Raw genomic sequence first — 19318 nt, forward strand, 5'->3', positions numbered from 1 at the left:
ACCTCGGCGGGTCACATTTAGCTGAGCTCATTTTCGATGAAATCGAAGAGATCGTCGTCCGACGCGTCGTCAAGCCGCTGCGTAATGTTCTCAGCGTCCGCCGCTCCGCCCTCGCCGCCGTTCAGCTTGGCGAGGAGCACTTGGAGTCGGGATGCGATGGCCATTCGCTCGGCGTTGTCCGGCTCAGCCGTGGAGAGTGATGCCTCGAGTTTTTCCAGATCCGCGATCAGCGGAGTGGCAGAAGTCCCTTCGTCGGGCAGTACGCCCACTCGTACATGTTCCGCGAGAGTCCTTGCGTTGGGATAGTCGAAGACCAGCGTGGTCGGCAGCCGGAGCCCGGTGTCCGCGTTCAGCCGGTTTCGGAATTCTACCGCCGTGAGCGAGTCGAATCCCAATTCCTTGAAGGCACGGTCGGATTCCACACCCTCCATACCGGAGAAGCCGAGAACCGCGGCGGCGTGACCGCGCACCAGGTCGAGAACGGCGCGCTCCCGCTCGCCCGGGGCCAGCGCGAGAAGCCGTTCCCTCAGGCGCGATCCGCCCTCCGCATGGGACTCTTCGGCGGCGCGGGCCCGCTCCAGGGCCGATACGACCTCGGGCAGTTCGCCGAGGAGCGGGCTGGGCCGCCCGATCGTGAACGCGGGGGCGAATCGCTCCCAGTCCACATCGGCGACCGTCACCACACCGTCGTCACCCGCGACCGCTCCCTGCAGCGCGGCGATCGCCAGATCGGGCGCCATCGCGGGCAGGCCGCGACGCGCCAGCTGGTCGCCGCCGTCGCCGGCCGCCATACCGCCTTCGGCCCAGGGGCCCCAGGCCACCGCGGTACCGGCGAGGCCCCGCGCGCGGCGGTCCTCCACCAGCGCGTCCAGGTAGGCGTTGGCCGCACCGTACGCGGCCTGGCCACCACTGCCCCACACACCGGCGATCGAGGAGAAGACCACGAACGCGTCCAGCTCACGGTCGCCCAGCAGCGCGTCCAGATGGCCGGCTCCCGTCGCCTTCCCCGACACCACCGACGCCGCGTCCGCCAGGCCCATCCCCGCCAGCTCGGCAGCCTGCTCCACACCCGCCGCGTGGAAGACGGCCCGCAGCGGGAACTCCTCCGGAACGGCGTCCAGCACCGCGGCGAGCTGCTCACGGTCGGCCACATCACAGGCAGCCACGGTCACCCGGGCGCCCAGCGCCTCGAGTTCCGCACTCAGCTCGGCCGCCCCCGGCGCGTCAGGACCGCGACGGCTCGTCAGCACCAGATGCTCGGCCCCCTGGTCCACCGCCCACCGCGCGATCCGAGCGCCCAGCGCGCCCGTACCACCGGTCACCAGCACCGAACCGCCGACTCGCCACGACCGCTCCGCACCCTCACCGGCCCCGGCCCTCGCCAGGCGCCGGACGAACACCCCGGAACCGCGCACGGCGACCTGGTCCTCATCGCTCTCGGCGGACAGCACACCCACCAACCGGCCCACGGCCCGCTCGTCCAGCACCTCGGGCAGATCGACCAGACCACCCCACACCTCGGAGTGCTCCAGCCCCACGACCCGGCCCAGACCCCACACCTGCGACTGCGTCACACCGGCGAGCCGGTCGGAACGCCCCACCGACACCGCGCCCCGCGAGGCACACCACAGCGGGGCCTCGGCACCCACCTCCACCAACGCCTGCACCAGCGTCAGAGTGGAAGCGAAGCCGCCGGACAGCGCGGGGTATGCGGGGCAGGGCTCCTCGTCCAGAGCGAGCAGCGACAACACGCCACCCAGCTCGGGCGCATCGGCGACCGCCGCACGCACCCGCGCCACCAGGCCCGCGGCGTCGAGGTGGTGCTCATCCACCACCAGCGACACCACATCCGCGCCGTGCCGTTCGAGCCCGGAGACAACGCCTGCCACCAGTTCGTCCCCGGCACGCGACGCCGGAACCACCGCCAGCCACGTCCCCGACAACGACCCACCGGTCACGTCCGCGACCGGCTTCCACGACACCCGGTAGCGCCAGCCGTCGATCGTCGACTGCTCGCGGTTGCTCCGGTGATACGCGGACAGCGCGGGCAGGACCGCGCTCAGCGGCGCGTTGCCATCGACATCGAGCGCCTCGGCAAGCGCTTCGAGATCCTCGCGCTCGACCGCTTCCCAGAATCGCGCGTCCACCGAATCCGCGGCGGTCGAACCGGCATCCCGGCCGCCACCGGCCGCGGACGTCTCCGGCCAGAACCGCTCGCGCTGGAACGCGTATGTGGGCAACTGCACATGGCCCGCGCCGCGGTCCGCGAATACCGATTCCCAGTTCACCGCGCCACCGTGCGCATGCAATTCGGCCAGCGCCGTCACCAACGCCTCTGCTTCGGGCCGCTGCTTGCGCAGCACAGGGGCCAGCATTGCCGCCGAAGTGTCTTCGGCACTTTCCGCGAGGCAGTCCTGAGCCATCGCGGTGAGCACACCATCGGGACCCACTTCCAAGAACCTGGTCACACCCAACGCCTCAAGCGAACGTACCCCATCCGCGAACCGGACCGCCTCACGCACATGCCGAACCCAATAATCCGGAGAACACGTCTCCGCCTCCGATACCAGCCCACCGGTGACATTGGACACCAGCGCCATGGTCGGTGGTTCAAAAGAGACCTCACGGACCACGTGGCCGAACGCGTCCAACATACTGTCCATGAGGCAAGAGTGAAACGCATGAGAGACCCGCAAACGCCTAGTCTTTGCCCCCTTCGCCGTCCATGTGTCCGCCACCTCCTGGACACCGGCCGCATGGCCGGCGATCACCACTGCCGACGGACCGTTGACCGCGGCGATGCTCATCTCGTGTTCGCGGCCGGCGAGTGAGGCGGCGACCTCCTCCTCGGATGCCTGGATGGCCACCATCGCGCCGCCCTCGGGCAGTGCCTGCATCAGCCGGCCACGCGCCGCGATCAGCGTGCACGCGTCCTCCAGCGAGAACACCCCGGCCACATGGGCGGCGGCGATCTCACCGATGGAGTGGCCGATCACCACATCCGGGGTGACGCCCCAGTGCTCCAGCAGCCGGAACAGCGCCACCTCGATGGCGAACAGCGCGGGCTGGGTGAACGCCGTCTGGTCCAGCAGTTCGGCGTCCGCACTGCCCTCGGCCGCGAACATCACTTCACGCAGCGGGCGGTCCAGCTCCACGTCCAGGTGTGCGCACACCTCGTCCAGGGCACGGGCGAACGCCGGGAACGCCTCGTACAACTCCCGCCCCATGCCCAGGCGCTGCGCACCCTGACCCGAGAACAGGAACGCCGTCTTACCACCGGTTACGGCCTGCCCCTGGACGACTCCGGAGGCGATCCCGCGTCCGGCCACGGCCTCGAGACCACGCAGCAGGGTCTCCCGGTCCTCGCCGACCACCACGGCACGGTGCTCGAACACCGACCTGGACGCGAGCGAGTACCCCACGTCCAGCAGGCCGAGGTCGCCCCGGACCGCCATATGCGCGGCGAGCCGCTCGGCCTGTGCCCGCAACGCCTCCTGGCTCTTGGCCGAGACCAGCCACGGCACCACGGCCGTCGCTCCGGCCGTCTCGGGAGCGGACGCCACGGTGTCCGCGGCCGCGGGCTCCTCGGCCGCCGGAGCCTGCTCGATGATGGTGTGGGCGTTGGTCCCGCTCAGACCGAACGAGGAGACGCCCGCCCGGCGCGGCCGGCCCGTCTCCGGCCACGCGGTGGCCTCCGTCAGCGGACGCACCTCACCCGCCGACCAGTCGACCTCCCGGGACGGCTCATCCAGGTGAAGGATCTTCGGCAACACGCCCTCACGCATGGCCATCACCATCTTGATGACCCCGGCGACACCGGCGGCCGCCTGCGTATGACCGAGGTTGGACTTGATGGCACCCAGCCACAGCGGCTGCCCCTCGGGCCGCCCCTGACCGTAGGTGGCCAGCAGCGCCTGCGCCTCGATCGGGTCACCCAGCGACGTGCCCGTACCGTGCGCCTCCACCACGTCCACCTCGGCCGCCGACAGCCGGGCACTCGCCAGCGCCTGCCGGATCACCCGCTGCTGCGACGGGCCGTTGGGCGCCGTCAGACCGTTCGACGCGCCGTCCTGGTTGATCGCCGAGCCCCGGACGATCGCCAGCACCGGGTGGCCGTTCTTGCGCGCGTCCGACAGCCGCTCCACGAGGAGCATGCCGACGCCCTCGGACCAGCCGGTGCCGTCCGCGGCGTCCGCGAACGGCTTGCACCGGCCATCAGGGGCGAGCCCCCGCTGCCGGCTGAACTCCACGAACGAGCCCGGCGTCGACATCACCGACACACCACCGGCCAGGGCGAGGTCACACTCGCCCTGACGCAGCGCCTGCATGGCCATGTGGAGCGCCACCAGCGACGACGAGCACGCGGTGTCCACCGTCACCGCGGGGCCCTCGAGACCGAAGGTGTAGGAGATACGCCCCGAGAACACACTGGCCGCGCTCCCCGTTCCCAAGTGGCCTTCCATATCGCCCTGAGCGTCCATCCACAGCCCGGCGTAGTCCTGGCCGTTCGTGCCGACGAACACACCCGCCCGGGTGCCCTTCAGCGACTCGGGGGCGATACCGGCCCGTTCGAACGCCTCCCACGACGTCTCGAGCAGCAGCCGCTGCTGCGGGTCCATGGCGAGCGCCTCACGCGGCGAGATCCCGAAGAACCCGGCGTCGAACTCCGGGGCGCCGTGGAGGAAGCCGCCTTCCCGCGCATAGGACGTGCCGAGCCGCTCGGGGTCGGGGTCGTACAGCCCGTCGAGGTCCCAGCCGCGGTCGGCGGGGAACCCGGAGATGGCGTCGCCGCCCTCGGCGACCAGCCGCCACAGGTCCTCCGGCGTGTACACGTTCCCGGGGAAGTGGCAGCTCATCGCCACGATCGCGATGGGGTCGTGGTCCACGGCCACCGTGCTCGGCTCGGTGGCGTCGAGGGCCGGCTGGGCCGTGCCGAACGCCTCGGCGTCCAGGTAGCCGGCCAGTTCGGCGGCGGTCGGGTAGTCGAAGACCAGCGTCGCCGGGAGGCGAAGGCCGGTGTCGAGGTCCAGCCGGTTGCGCAGCTCGACCGCCGTGAGGGAGTCGAACCCGAGGTCGCGGAAGGCCCGGTCCGGCTCGATCGATTCCGCCGAGGCGTGGCCGAGCACCGAGGCCGCGTGGCCGCGGACCAGCTCCAGCACGGCCGCGCTCCGCTCGGCCACCGACAGTCCGGCGAGCTTCTCGGCGAATGTGGCCGCCTCCGCGCCGACACCGTCGTTGCCCATGGCCAGGTACGTGTGCGCCTCGGGGATGTCGCTGACGAGAGCGCCGCCGCCCGCCCCGGCCAGCGACGGGGCCAGCCGCTCCCAGTCGACGTCCGCGACGACGAGCGATGCCTCCTCCTGGCCCACGGCCCAGCTCAGCGCGTCCACCGCCAGCGCCGGGGCCATCGCGGCCACCGCGCCACCGCGTATCCGCTCCCCGGCGCGACCGCTCGCGGCCATACCGGCCTCGGCCCACGGTCCCCAGGCGACCGCCGTACCGGCCTGCCCGGCACCACGACGCAGCACCGCCAACGCGTCCAGATACGCGTTCGCCGCCGCGTAGGCACCCTGCCCCGCACCGCCCATCACACCGGCGAACGACGAGAACAGCACGAAGGCGTCCAGTTCCAGGTCCGCCGTCAGCTCATGCAGCAGCCGCGCACCCTCGACCTTCGCCCCCAGCACCCCGGCAAGCTGATCAACGGTCAGACCGTCCAGCACACCGTCGTCCAGCACACCGGCCGCGTGCACCACAGCACGCAACGGGAAACGGTCGGGAATCCCCGCGAGCACCTCGACCAGCGCGTCCCGGTCGGCGGCGTCACAGGCCGCCACCGTCACCTCGGCGCCGAGCCCTTCCAGCTCCGCCCTCAACTCGGCGGCACCCTCCGCCGCGAGACCACGACGGCTGGTCAGCACCACATGCTCGGCACCCTCGCGCACGGCCCAGCGCGCCACATGCGCACCCAGGGCGCCCATACCGCCGGTGATGAGCACGGAGCCACTCGGCCGCCATGCCCCGCCCGCCATCGACGCCGCACGCACCAGCCGCCGGCCGAACACCCCGGAGCCGCGGACCGCCGCCTCGTCCTCGCCGCTCTCGGTGGAGAGCACACCGGCCAGCCGCGCCACCGCGCGCTCGTCCAGCGTCTCGGGCAGATCGACGAGGCCACCCCAGATCTGCGGGTGCTCCAGCGCCGCGACCCGGCCAAGGCCCCACACCTGTGCCTGGGCGGCGCTCGCCAGTCGGTCGGAACGCCCCACCGACACCGCGCCCCGCGAGGCACACCACAGCCGAAGGCCCACCTCCAGTCCCGCCGCGGCCTGCACCAAACGCAGGGTCAGCGCGAGTCCGGACGCGACCACCGGCTCCCCGGCACACGGCTCCTCGTCCAGCGCGAGCAGTGACAACACACTCGCCTCGGACTCATCACCGAGCGCACCCAGCAGCGCCTCGGCGAGCCCGTCGCGGTCCGCTCCGGCGTCGACCACCACCGGCACCACACGGGCACCGTACTTCTCCAGCCCCTGAGTGATCGTGAGGGTGATCTCGCTGTCCGCGAGTCCGGCGGACACCGCGAGCAGCCACGTACCCGAGAGCGATCCAGCCGCCGCGTCCGTGACCGGCTTCCAGGAGACGCGGTAGCGCCAGCCGTCGACCGTGGCCCGGTCACGCTGCTGACGGCGGTACGACGACAGCGCGGGCAGCAGCTCGCCCAGCGAGCCCTCCCCGTCGACGTCCAGCGCCTCGGCCAGAGCCTCCAGGTCCTCGCGCTCAACCGCTTCCCAGAACCGGGCGTCCACGCTGTCCGCGGCGGCGGAGCCGCCCGACGCACCGCCCCCGTCCTCCAGCCAGTAGCGCTGACGCTGGAAGGCATAGGTGGGCAGTCCGGCCTTCCGCGCACCGCGTCCGGCGAAGAACTGTTCCCAGTCGACGGTGACGCCGTGGACGTGGAGTTCGGCCAGAGCCGTCGTCAGCGCCTGCGGCTCGGGGCGGTCCTTGCGCAGCACCGGCACGACGACCGAGGCCGAAGCCTCCTCCGCCGTCAGGCACTCCCGCGCCATCGCCGAGAGCACACCGTCGGGGCCCACCTCCAGGAAGGTGGTCACGCCCTGCGTCTCGAGTGCCCGTACTCCGTCCGCGAACCGCACGGCCTCCCGTACGTGCCGCACCCAGTACTCCGGCGAGCACACCTCGTCCGCGCCCGCCGACTTGCCCGTCAGATTGGACACCAGCGCGATCGAGGGCGGCGCGAACGACAGCCCCTCGACGACCTTGCGGAAGTCGTCCAGCATGGCGTCCATGCGGGGCGAGTGGAACGCGTGGCTGACGCGGAGGCGGCGGGTCTTACGGCCCCGCTCCGCCCACTGCCCGGCGATCTCCAGCACCGCACCCTCATCACCGGCGATGACCACGGAGGCGTGGCTGTTGACGGCCGCGATGCTCACCTCGGCCGCACGACCGGCCAGCGACGGAGCGACCTCCTCCTCCGACGCCTCGACGGCCACCATCGCACCGCCCTCGGGCAGCGCCTGCATCAGCCGGCCACGCGCCGCCACCAGGGCGCACGCGTCCTCCAGCGAGAACACCCCCGCCACATGCGCCGCCGCGATCTCACCGATGGAGTGACCGATCACCACATCCGGGGACACACCCCACGCCGACAGCAGCCGGAACAGCGCCACCTCGACCGCGAACAGCGCGGGCTGAGTGAACGCCGTCTGGTTCAACAGCTCGGCGTCCGCACTGCCCTCGGCCGCGAACATCACCTCACGCAGCGGGCGGTCCAGCTCCACGTCCAGGTGTGCGCACACCTCGTCCAGGGCACGGGCGAACACCGGGAACGCCTCGTACAACTCCCGCCCCATGCCCAGGCGCTGCGCACCCTGCCCCGAGAACAGGAACGCCGTCGAACCCGACGTACGCGCGGCGGACCGAACCACTCCCGGGGCGGTCTCACCGGCCGCGACAGCCTCGAGCCCCCGAAGCAGTTCGGCGCGATCCGCGCCCGTGACCACCGCACGGTGTTCGAGGACCGAGCGCGTCGCCACCAGCGAGTAGCCCACATCCAGCGCGCCCAGTCCGGTGCGCTCCATCAGATGCGACCTCAGCCGTTCGGCCTGGGCGCGCAGGGCTTCCGGGCTCCGGCCGGAGAGCGCCCAGGGAAGGACGCCGTGGTCCTCGGCGGGAGCCTCGTCCCGCACCGCCTCGTCGTACACCGGGGCCTGCTCGATGATGGTGTGCGCGTTGGTGCCGCTCACACCGAACGCCGACACACCGGCCCGGCGCGGCTGACCCGTCTCCGGCCACTCGGTGGCCTCCGTCAGCAGCCGCACCTCACCCGCCGACCAGTCCACCTGCCGCGACGGCTCGTCCACATGCAGCATCTTCGGCAGCACACCGTGCCGCATCGCCATCACCATCTTGATGATCCCGGCGACACCGGCGGCGGCCTGCGTATGACCGATGTTCGACTTCAGCGCGCCCAGCCACAGCGGACGGCCCTCCGGCCGCTCCTGGCCGTACGTCGCGAGCAGCGCCTGCGCCTCGATCGGGTCGCCGAGCATGGTGCCGGTGCCGTGGGCCTCCACCGTGTCCACCTCGGCGGCCGACAGACGGGCGTTCGCCAGCGCCTGCCGGATGACCCGCTGCTGCGAGGGGCCGTTCGGCGCCGTCAGACCGTTGGACGCACCATCCTGGTTCACCGCCGAGCCGCGCACGATCGCCAGCACCTGGTGGCCGTTGCGCTCGGCATCGGACAGCCGCTCCACCAGCAGCATGCCGACACCCTCGGACCAGCCCGTGCCGTCCGCGGCGTCCGCGAACGGCTTGCAGCGGCCGTTGGGAGCCAGGCCGCGCTGGCGGCTGAACTCCACGAAGGCCGCCGGCGTGGCCAGCACGGTCACACCGCCGGCGAGCGCCATGTCGCACTCGCCCTGGCGCAGCGCCTGCGCGGCCTGGTGCAGGGCGACCAGCGACGACGAGCACGCGGTGTCCATCGTCACCGCGGGCCCCTCGAGGCCCAGGGTGTAGGAGATACGACCGGACACGACCGATGTCGCGTTACCGGTCAGCAGCTGTCCTTCCAGCTCCTCGGCCATCTCGTTGGCACCGGATCCGTAGCCCGAGGTGGCGGCCCCCACGAACACGCCGATCTGGTTGCCGCGCACGGACGTGGGAGCGATACCGGCGCGCTCGAACACCTCCCACGACGTCTCCAGCAGCAGCCGCTGCTGCGGATCGATGGCGAGCGCCTCACGCGGCGAGATCCCGAAGAACGCCGCGTCGAACTCGCCCGCCTCGTGCAGGAAACCGCCCTCGCGGGAGTAGAACGTGCCCGAGCGCTCGGGGTCCGGGTCGTACATCCCGTCCACGTCCCACCCGCGGTTGGACGGGAAGTCGGAGATGGCGTCGCCACCGCCGGCCACCAGCTGCCACAGGTCCTCCGGGCTGTGCACCCCGCCCGGGAAGCGGCAGCTCATCCCGACGATCGCGATCGGATCGTCATCGACCGGAGCCGCCACCGCCACCGGCCCGGCGACCGCACCCCGCGTGCCCAGCACCTCGGCACGCAGGTGGTCCGCCAGAATCGACGCGTTCGGGTAGTCGAAGACCAGCGTCGCCGACAGCGCCAGCCCGGTCTCCGCGTTCAGCCGGTTACGGAACTCCATCGCCGTCAGCGAGTCGAAGCCCAGCTCCTTGAACGCGCGCTCGGCCTCGACCACCTCCCCACCGGTGAACCCGAGGACCGCCGCCACATTGCCACGCACCAGGTCGAGCAGGGTCCGGTCGATCTCGGCCTCGGTCAGCCCCGCCAACCGCGCCCGCAGGCCCGCCGAAGCGCCCTCCCCGCCGGACGCGCTCGCGGCCTCGAGTACCTTCGCGACCTCGGGGAGGTCACCGAGCAACGGGCTCGGCCGTCCCAGGGTGAACGAGGGGGCGAACCGCTCCCAGTCCATATCCGCGACCGTCACCACACCGTCGTCGCCCGCGATCGCGCCCTGCAAGGCGGCGATCGCCAGCCCGGGCGCCATGCTCATCAGGCCACGGCGGGCCAGTTGCCCGCCCTCGTCGCCGGCCGCCATACCGCCCTCGGCCCAGGGGCCCCAGGCCACGGCCGTACCGGCGAGACCCCGCGCCCGGCGCTCCTCCACCAGTGCGTCCAGATAGGCGTTCGCCGCACCGTACGCGGCCTGGGCACCACTGCCCCACACACCGGCGATCGACGAGAAGACCACGAACGCGTCAAGTTCACGGTCGCCCAGCAGCTCATCCAGGTACGCGGCCCCCGTGGCCTTCCCCGACACCACCGCCGCCGCGTCCGCCAGGCTCATCCCCAAAAGCTCGGCCGCCTGCTCAACACCCGCCGCGTGGAACACCGCACTGAGCGGAAACTCCTCCGGAACGTCAGCGAGGACAGCGGCCAACGCGTCACGGTCCGCCGCATCACACGCCACCACGGTCACCCGCGCGCCCAGCGCCTCCAGCTCATCGCGCAGTTCGGCAGCGCCCGGCGCGTCAAGGCCGCGACGGCTGGTCAGCACCAGATGCCCGGCGCCGCTGCGCGCCAGCCAACCGGCCACCTGGCCGCCCAGCGCGCCGGTGCCGCCGGTCACCAGCACCGTGCCACGCGCACGCCACGGCCGCTCCGCGCCCACACCCGCGTCGGCCCGCACCAGACGCCTGGCGAACACCCCCGAGCCACGGACCGCGACCTGGTCCTCGCCGTCCCCGGCGGACAGGGCACCGGCCAGCCGCGCCGCACCGCGCTCATCCAGCGACTCGGGCAGATCCACCAGACCGCCCCACACCGCGGGGTGCTCCAGCGCCATGACCCGTCCCAGACCCCAGACCTGCGACTGCACCGCGCCGGTCAGCCGATCCCAGCGCCCCACCGACACCGCGCCATGCGTACCGCACCACAACCGGGCCGGAACATCCGCCTCGACCATCGCCTGCGCCAGCACCAGGCTCAGCGCATAACCACCCGACAGCGCCGGATACCCCGAACTCGGCTCCTCGTCCAGGGCGAGCAGCGACAGCACACCACTCAGCTCCGGCGTCTGCCCGACCACCTCACGCAGCCGTCCCGCCAGCACACCGCCGTCCAGGTCCCGCTCGTCCAGCACGAGCGACACCACACCCGCACCATGCCGCTCGAGCCCGGCGACAACCCCCGAGACCAGTTCGTCCCCGGCACGGGACGCCGGAACCACCACCAGCCACGATCCCGACAGCGACCCCTCGGCCACATCCGGAAGCGGCTTCCACGACACCCGGTAGCGCCAGCCGTCGATCGTCGACTGATCGCGGCTGCTGCGCCAGTACGCCGACAGAGCGGGCAGCACCGCGCCCAGCGACGCCTCGTCCTCGAAGTCCAGCGTCCTCGCGAGCGATTCGAGGTCCTCCCGCTCCACGGCCTGCCAGAACCGCGCATCCACCTCGTGGCGGATGCCGACATCGGCACCGGCCATATCGGTGGACTTCTCGACCCAGTAGCGCCGATGCTGGAAGGCGTAGGTCGGCAGGTCGACCCGGCGGGCCCCGAGACCGTCGAAGGCCGACGGCCAGTCGACGGCGGACCCGTGAACATGCAGCCGGGCCAGCGCCGTGGTCAGGGCCACGGCCTCCGGACGGTCCTTGCGCAGCACCGGCACGATCACGGGGGCCGTGGCGGGCTCGTCCCCTTCCGTCAGGCAGTCCTGGGCCATCGCCGAGAGCACACCGTCGGGACCCACCTCCAGGAAGGTGGTCACGCCCTGTCCCCCGAGTGCCCGCACTCCGTCCAGGAAGCGCACGGCCTCCCGTACGTGCCGCACCCAGTACTCCGGCGAACACACCTCGTCGTCCGAGGCCACCGCGCCGGTCACATTGGAGACCAGATCGATGGCGGGCGGGGCGAACGAGAGCCCTTCGACGACCTTGCGGAAGTCGTCCAGCATGGCGTCCATGCGGGGCGAGTGGAACGCGTGGCTGACCCGCAGCCGGCGGGTCTTACGGCCCTGCTCCGCCCAGTGCCCGGCGATCTCCAGCGCCGCACCCTCATCACCCGCGATGACCACGGCGGTCGGACCGTTGACGGCGGCGATGCTCACCTCGGCCGCACGACCGGCCAGCGACGGAGCGACCTCCTCCTCCGACGCCTGGATGGCGACCATGGCGCCGCCCTCGGGCAGCGCCTGCATCAGCCGGCCGCGGGCCGCGATCAGCGTGCAGGCGTCCTCCAGGGAGAACACCCCGGCCACGTGAGCCGCGGCGATCTCGCCCACCGAGTGGCCGATCAGCACATCCGGGGTGACGTCGAAATGCTCCAACAGCCGGAACAGCGCGACCTCGATGGCGAACAGCGCGGGCTGGGTGAACGCCGTCTGGTTCAGCAACTCGGCATCCGCACCGCCCTCCGCCGCGAACATCACCTCGCGCAGCGGCCGGTCCAGCGCCATATCCAGATGCGCACACACCTCGTCCAGCGCCTTCGCGAACACCGGGAAGGCGTCATACAGCTCCCGGCCCATGCCCAGGCGCTGCGCGCCCTGACCCGAGAACAAGAACGCGAGGGTGTCCTCTGTCCGTGTCGTGCCCTGAACGACCTGCGCCGCGTTCTCACCGGTGGACAGAGCCTTCAGGCCACGGAGGAACTCGTCCCGGTCCCCGGCGACCAGGGCGGCCCGGTGCTCGAAAGCCGAACGGGTCGTGGCCAGGGAGAAGCCGACATCCGTCAGCGCCGGCTCCGAGTGAGCGCTCAGGTGGGCGTGGAGCCGGCCGGCCTGGGCGGCGAGCGCCTCCGCGCTCTTGCCGGACAGCAGCCACGGCAGGACAGCGGACCGCTCGGCCTCGTCCCCCTCGGGGGCCGTCGTCCCGGTCCGTCCATCACGGTCGGCTTCCGGAGCCTGCTCGATGATGGTGTGCGCGTTGGTCCCGCTCACCCCGAACGAGGAGATGCCCGCCCGGCGCGGTCGGCCCGTCTCCGGCCACGCGGTGGTCTCGGTCAGCAGCCGCACCTCACCAGCCGACCAGTCCACCTGCCGCGACGGCTCGCCCACATGCAGCGTCTTCGGCAACACGCCATGCCGCATCGCCATCACCATCTTGATGACACCCGCCACACCCGCGGCGGCCTGCGTATGACCGATGTTCGACTTGATGGCACCCAGCCACAGCGGCTGGTCCTCCGTGCGATCCTGGCCGTACGTCGCCAGCAGCGCCTGCGCCTCGATCGGGTCACCCAGCGTCGTACCCGTACCGTGCGCCTCCACCGCGTCCACATCAGCCGCCGACAGCCCCGCGTGGGCGAGCGCCTGCCGGATCACCCGCTGCTGCGACGGACCGTTCGGCGCCGTCAGACCGTTCGACGCGCCGTCCTGGTTGATGGCGCTGCCACGCACCACCGCCAGCACCGGGTGGCCGTTCTTCCGCGCGTCCGACAACCGCTCCACCAGGAGCATGCCGACACCCTCGCCCCACCCGGTGCCATCCGCGTCGTCGGAGAACGGCTTGCACCGACCGTCGGGGGCGAGCCCCCGCAGCCGGCTGAACTCCACGAACAGACTCGGCGTCGTCATCACCGACACACCACCGGCCAACGCCAGTTCACACTCGCCCTGACGCAGCGCCTGGATGGCCATGTGCAGCGCCACCAGCGACGCCGAACACGCCGTGTCCACCGACACCGCGGGGCCCTCAAGGCCGAAGGTGTAGGAAATACGCCCCGACACCACGCTGACCGCACTGCCCGTCAGATGGCCCTCGAGCGCACCTGCCTCATCGAGAAGGCTCGAGTAGTCCTGACCGTTCGTGCCGACGAAAACCCCGACCGGCTTCCCGCGCAGCGACGACGGATCAATGCCGGTTCGCTCGAACGCCTCCCATGACGCTTCCAGCACCAGCCGCTGCTGCGGGTCGGTCGCCACGGCCTCACGGGGAGATATTCCGAAGAACTGCGGGTCGAACTCGTCGGCGTCGTGCAGGAAACCGCCCTCTCGGGCGTAACTCGTCCCCGGATTGTCCGGGTCCGGGTGGTACAGCCCCTCGTTGTCCCAGCCGCGATTGGTCGGAAACCCGGAGATGACGTCGGCGCCATCGACGACGAGCTGCCACAGTTGCTCCGGAGACTGCACGCCCCCAGGAAAACGACAGCTCATCCCGACAATGGCAATGGGCTCTCGCGATGCCGCGGCCAGGCGCTCATTCTGTAGCTTGAGGCGGTCGTTTTCCCGCAAAGAAGCGCGCAGCGCTTCGACGACTCGCTCGGAGGACGTAGCCATCAGTAGCTCCAAATTTCCAAAACCATCAGAGGTCTGTGCCGCCCAGTGCCCTCTGGACGAGGTCGTCGACATCCATCGCGTCGACATCCATCGCATCGACCGCGCTGTTCAATTCTTCTTGGGGCTCCAGCTCGGAACCGCTTCCCGAGATCTGGGCAAGTTCCAGCAGGGCGTCCATCAGCCCGGCTTCACGGAACCGCGCGAGCGGAACAGCGGCCAACGCCTCGCGAATCCGGTCCTCCTCCGGGTCCTTCAGCTCAGCCCCATCGGCTTCCGGAAACATATTCGTCTCCAGATGCTCGGCCAATGCGATGAGGTTCGGGTAGTCGAATGCCAATGTGGCCGGCAGTTCCAGGCCGGTGATCGAACTCAATTGGTTCCGGAGCTGGACGGCCATCAGCGAGTCGAAACCGAGCTCCTTGAACGACTGATCGTTCTCGATGGCGTCGGGACTGGCGTGCCCCAGGACCGCGGCGACGTGCTGCCGGACCAGCTTGCGGAGGGAACGCTGACGCTTCGCCGAGGAGAGCCCCGCCAGATCCGCACGCAGCTTCGCCGCGGCCAACTCGGCCGGTGCCGGGTCCGAGGACTCGGACGACGCGTTCGGCTGCCGCCTCTTCACCAGTTCGGTCAGCAGTGGCGTCGGCTGGGCTCCATCGTCCCCGAAGCGCTCCCATGCGGCATCGATCACCAGGGCGTAGGTCTCGTCCAGGTCAAGAACGCGCTGGAGCGCGGAGATCGCCAATTCCGGGTTCATCAGGGCGACGCCGCTGCGGTTCATGTACTCGTCGAGATCTCCGTCGATCACCAGGCCGCTTCCGGCCCAGGCGCCCCAGGCGATGGAGGTCGCCGGAAGGCCGTCCGCGCGCCGCCACGACGCCAGCGCGTCCAGGAACGCGTTACCCGCCGCGTAACTCCCCTGCCCCGGGCCGCCTATCGTGCCCGCCGCCGAGGAGAACAGGACGAATGCCGACAGATCCATCCCGGCGGTCAGCTCATGCAGATTCCGCGCCGCGTCCACCTTGGGACGCAACACCCCGGCCGCCCGCTGAACCGTCAGCGCGTCGATCACACCGTCGTCGAGCACAGCCGCCGTATGCACCACCGCGCTCAACGGCGACTGTGCGGGAATCGCCTCCAGCACCGCCGCCAGCGCCGCACGGTCCGCGGCGTCGCACGCCGCCACCGTCACCCGGGCGCCCATGGCCTCCAGCTCCGCCTTCAACTCGACGGCGCCCTCGGCCTCCATACCCCGACGGCTGGTCAGCACCAGATGTTCGGCACCCGTACGCGCCAACCACCGCGCCACATGGCCACCCAGCGCACCCGTGCCACCGGTCACCAGCACCGAACCAGTCGGCCGCCAGCCGTCCCCGGTCGTGCTCTCCGGCGCCGAGGCCCGCACCAGCCGCTTGGCGAACACTCCCGAACCACGTATCGCCACCTGGTCCTCGGCGTCCGCACCGGCCAGTACACCGGCCAGACGGTCCACCGCACGGCTGTCCATGGTCTCGGGCAGGTCGACCAGACCGCCCCACCGCTGGGGATACTCCACTTCCACGATCCGCCCCAGGCCCCAGACCATCGCCTGGGTCGGGCTCACCAGCCGGTCGGAGCCTCCCACCGACACCGCGCCCCGCGTCCCGCACCACAGCGGGGCCACCACACCGGCGTCGCCCAGCCCCTGGACCAGTCCCACCGTCGCCGCCAGCCCGGCCGGGACCACCTCGAACGATCCGTGCGCCGACTCGTCCAGCCCCAGCAGCGAGAACACGCCCGACACCCCCGCCGGGTCGGCTCCCGCCTCGTCGAGCGCCTCACGCAGCCGCTCCGTCATCGCCTCACGGCCATCGGCCGCGTCGGCAACGACACGAACCACCTGCGCACCGCGCCCGGCCACACCGTCCACCACGGAGGCGAGCAAGGCGTCGTCACCACAGACCTTGGGGACGACGACCAGCCAGGTGCCGGTGAGCGTGGTCCCGGCGGCGGACGCCACGGGCTTCCAGGCGGCGCTGTAGCGCCAGCTGTCCACCGTGCTCCGCTCACGCTGCTGACGACGCCACGACGACAGCGTCGGAAGCAACGCGGTCAAGGACGACTGCTGCTCCTCGTCCGCCACCTCCAGCGTCCGGACCAGCGCCTCCAGGTCCTCGCGCTCGACGGCCTCCCAGAACCGCGCGTCCACGCTGTCCGCGCCCAGCCCCGCACCGCCGACGGGCACCTCATCGACCGGCGCGTCCAGCCAGTACCGCTGGCGCTGGAAGGCGTAGGTCGGCAAGTCGACCCGGTGGGCACCACGGCCCTCGAACACCGCCCGCCAGTCGACACCGGCCCCGCTGACGTGGAGTTCGGCGGCGGAGGTCAGGAACCGCTCCAGGCCGCCCTCGTCACGCCGCAGCGTGCCCACGACGACCGCCCGCGCCCCGGCGGACTCCACGGTCTGCTGCAACGGCAGCATCAGTACGGGATGCGGGCTCGCCTCGATGAAGACACCGTGCCCGCTGTCGAGCAGTGCGCGGGTGGTGGCCTCCAGCTCGACGGTCTGCCGGAGGTTGCGGTACCAGTACTCGGCGTCCAGGCCGGCGGTGTCCACCAGTTCACCGGTCACCGTCGAGTAGAACGGCACCTCCGACGAACGCGGCTCGATACCCGCCAGGACCTTCAGCAGCTCCTCGTGAATCGCCTCCACATGCGCCGAGTGCGACGCGTAGTCCACCGGAACCCGGCGAACCCGCACCTCCTCACCCTCCAGCCGCGCCACCATCTCATCCAGCGCACCCGGATCACCCGACACCACGACCGAACCCGGGCCGTTCACCGCGGCGACCGAGATCGCACCATCCCAGGCGGCGATACGCTCCTTGGCCTCGTCCGCCGACAGGCCGACCGACACCATGCCACCACGACCCGCAAGACCCCTCGCGATCGCCTGCGACCGCAACGCCACCACCTTCGCGGCATCCTCCAGCGACAACGCACCCGCCACACACGCCGCCGCGATCTCACCCTGACTGTGACCCATCACCGCATCCGGCTCCACACCCACCGAACGCCACAACTTCGCCAACGACACCATCACCGCGAACAACACCGGCTGCACCACATCCACCCGGTCAAAACCGGGAGCACCCTCAACCCCACGCAACACATCCGTCAACGACCAGTCCACATACGCCGACAGAGCCGACTCACACTCGCCGACCGCCTCCGCGAACACCGGCGAGGACTCCAGCAACCCCACCGCCATACCCACCCACTGCGCCCCCTGACCCGGGAACACAAACACCGAACGACCCGGGCCATCAGCCACACCACGCGTGACGCCCGGGACAGCCTCGTCCCCGGCCAACGCGCCCAGCCGCTCCAGGATCTCCTCGCGGTCAGCCCCCGTCACCACACCACGATGCGCGAACGAGGACCTGGTCGTCGCCAGTGAGAGAGCCACATCGGCGGCGCCCAGCTCCGGACGGGCCGCCACGAACTCCCGCAGCCTGCCCGCCTGCGCCCGCAGGCCGGCCGCGCCGCGGCCCGACACCACCCATGCCACCGGACCCTCGACCACCTCGGCCTCGGCGACCTCCGCCGCCTCGGCCTCCGGAGCCTGCTCCAGAATGGTGTGCGCGTTCGTCCCGCTCACGCCGAACGACGACACACCAACCCTGCGCGGCGCCCCGGTCTCCGGCCACGGGGTCGACTCGGTCAGCAGCGACACCGCCCCCGCCGACCAGTCCACATGCTCCGACGGCTCCTCCACGTGCAGAGTCTTCGGCAGCACACCGTGCCGCATCGCCATCACCATCTTGATGACGCCACCCACGCCGGCGGCCGCCTGCGTGTGCCCCATGTTTGACTTCAACGACCCCAACCACAGCGGCCGGTCCGCCCCGGGGCGCTCCTTGCCGTAGGTGGCCAGCAGTGCCTGCGCCTCGATCGGGTCACCCAGCGTCGTGCCCGTACCGTGCGCCTCCACCGCGTCCACATCGGCCGCCGACAGGCCCGCGTTCCGCAGGGCGTCGCGGATCACCCGCTGCTGCGAGGGACCGTTCGGCGCGGTCAACCGGCTGCTCGCCCCGTCCTGGTTCACGGCGGCGCCCCGTACCACCGCCAGGATCTGGTGCCCGTTGCGCCGCGCGTCGGACAGCCGCTCCAGCAGCAGCACACCGGCGCCCTCGGACCATGCGGTGCCGTCGGCCGCGTTCGAGAACGACTTGCAGCGTCCGTCCACGGCGAGTCCGCGCAGTCGGCTGAACTCGATGAACACCTCTGGAGTCGCCATCATGGCCACACCGCCGGCGAGCGCCAGCGAGCATTCGCCCTTGCGGAGCGCCTGCACGGCCAGGTGCAGCGCCACGAGCGACGAGGAGCAGGCGGTGTCCACGGTCACCGCGGGGCCCTCGAAGCCGAAGGTGTAGGAGATCCGGCCGGACGCGATGCTTCCGGCGCTGCCGTTGCCCAGGTGGCCTTCGAGACCCTCCGGTATCGACCGGATACGGGAACCGTAGTCGTTGTACATCACCCCGACGAACACGCCGGTGCGGCTGCCGCGCGCGGACGCCGGGTCGATGCCCGCCCGCTCCAGCGCCTCCCACGAGGTCTCCAGCAGCAGCCGCTGCTGCGGATCGGTCGCCAGCGCCTCGCGCGGGCTCATGCCGAAGAACGCCGCGTCGAAGCCGTTCGCGTCGTGCAGGAACCCGCCCTCACGCGTGTAGCTCTTGCCCGGCTTCTCCGGGTCCGGGTCGTACAGGTCCTCGTCCCACCCCCGGTCCACGGGGAAGGTGGAGACGGCGTCGGTGCCCGAGGCGACCAGCTCCCACAGGTCTTCCGGCGACTCCACCCCACCGGGATACCGGCACCCCATGCCGACGATCGCTACGGGCTCGGTGTCCCGGTCCTTGAGTTCCCGCAGCTCTTGACGAGTCTCGTGCAGACTGGCCGTCGCGCGCTTGAGGTAATCGCGCAGTTTGGTGTCGCTCACTGCCTCTTGTCACTCCTCTGGGAACCCCAAGACAGGGGGTTGAAAGCCTTCGGCCGGTAACGTCCGGGGACGG

Annotated in this window: 2 protein-coding genes; both read right to left on the bottom strand. The window is 71.2% G+C overall.

Annotation, left to right across the window (positions count from 1 at the left end):
* Positions 1 to 17: 17 nt before the first annotated feature.
* Entirely contained in the window at positions 18 to 14267 is a 14250-nt protein-coding gene (locus JK364_RS03875; RefSeq protein ID WP_201847493.1) for a type I polyketide synthase, read from the bottom strand.
* 25 nt (positions 14268 to 14292) lie between these two features.
* Complete coding sequence (locus JK364_RS03880; RefSeq protein ID WP_201847495.1) at positions 14293 to 19245, bottom strand: type I polyketide synthase; 4953 nt, start codon at positions 19243 to 19245, stop codon at positions 14293 to 14295.
* Between the last annotated feature and the right edge of the window lie 73 nt (positions 19246 to 19318).

The sequence above is a fragment of the Streptomyces endocoffeicus genome, from assembly GCF_016741935.1.
GTDB lineage: Bacteria > Actinomycetota > Actinomycetes > Streptomycetales > Streptomycetaceae > Streptomyces > Streptomyces endocoffeicus.

Excerpts from the sequence above, each read along its gene's own strand:
- JK364_RS03875 (WP_201847493.1), bottom strand. The coding sequence starts at position 14,267 with ATGGCTACGTCCTCCGAGCGAGTCGTCGAAGCGCTGCGCGCTTCTTTG.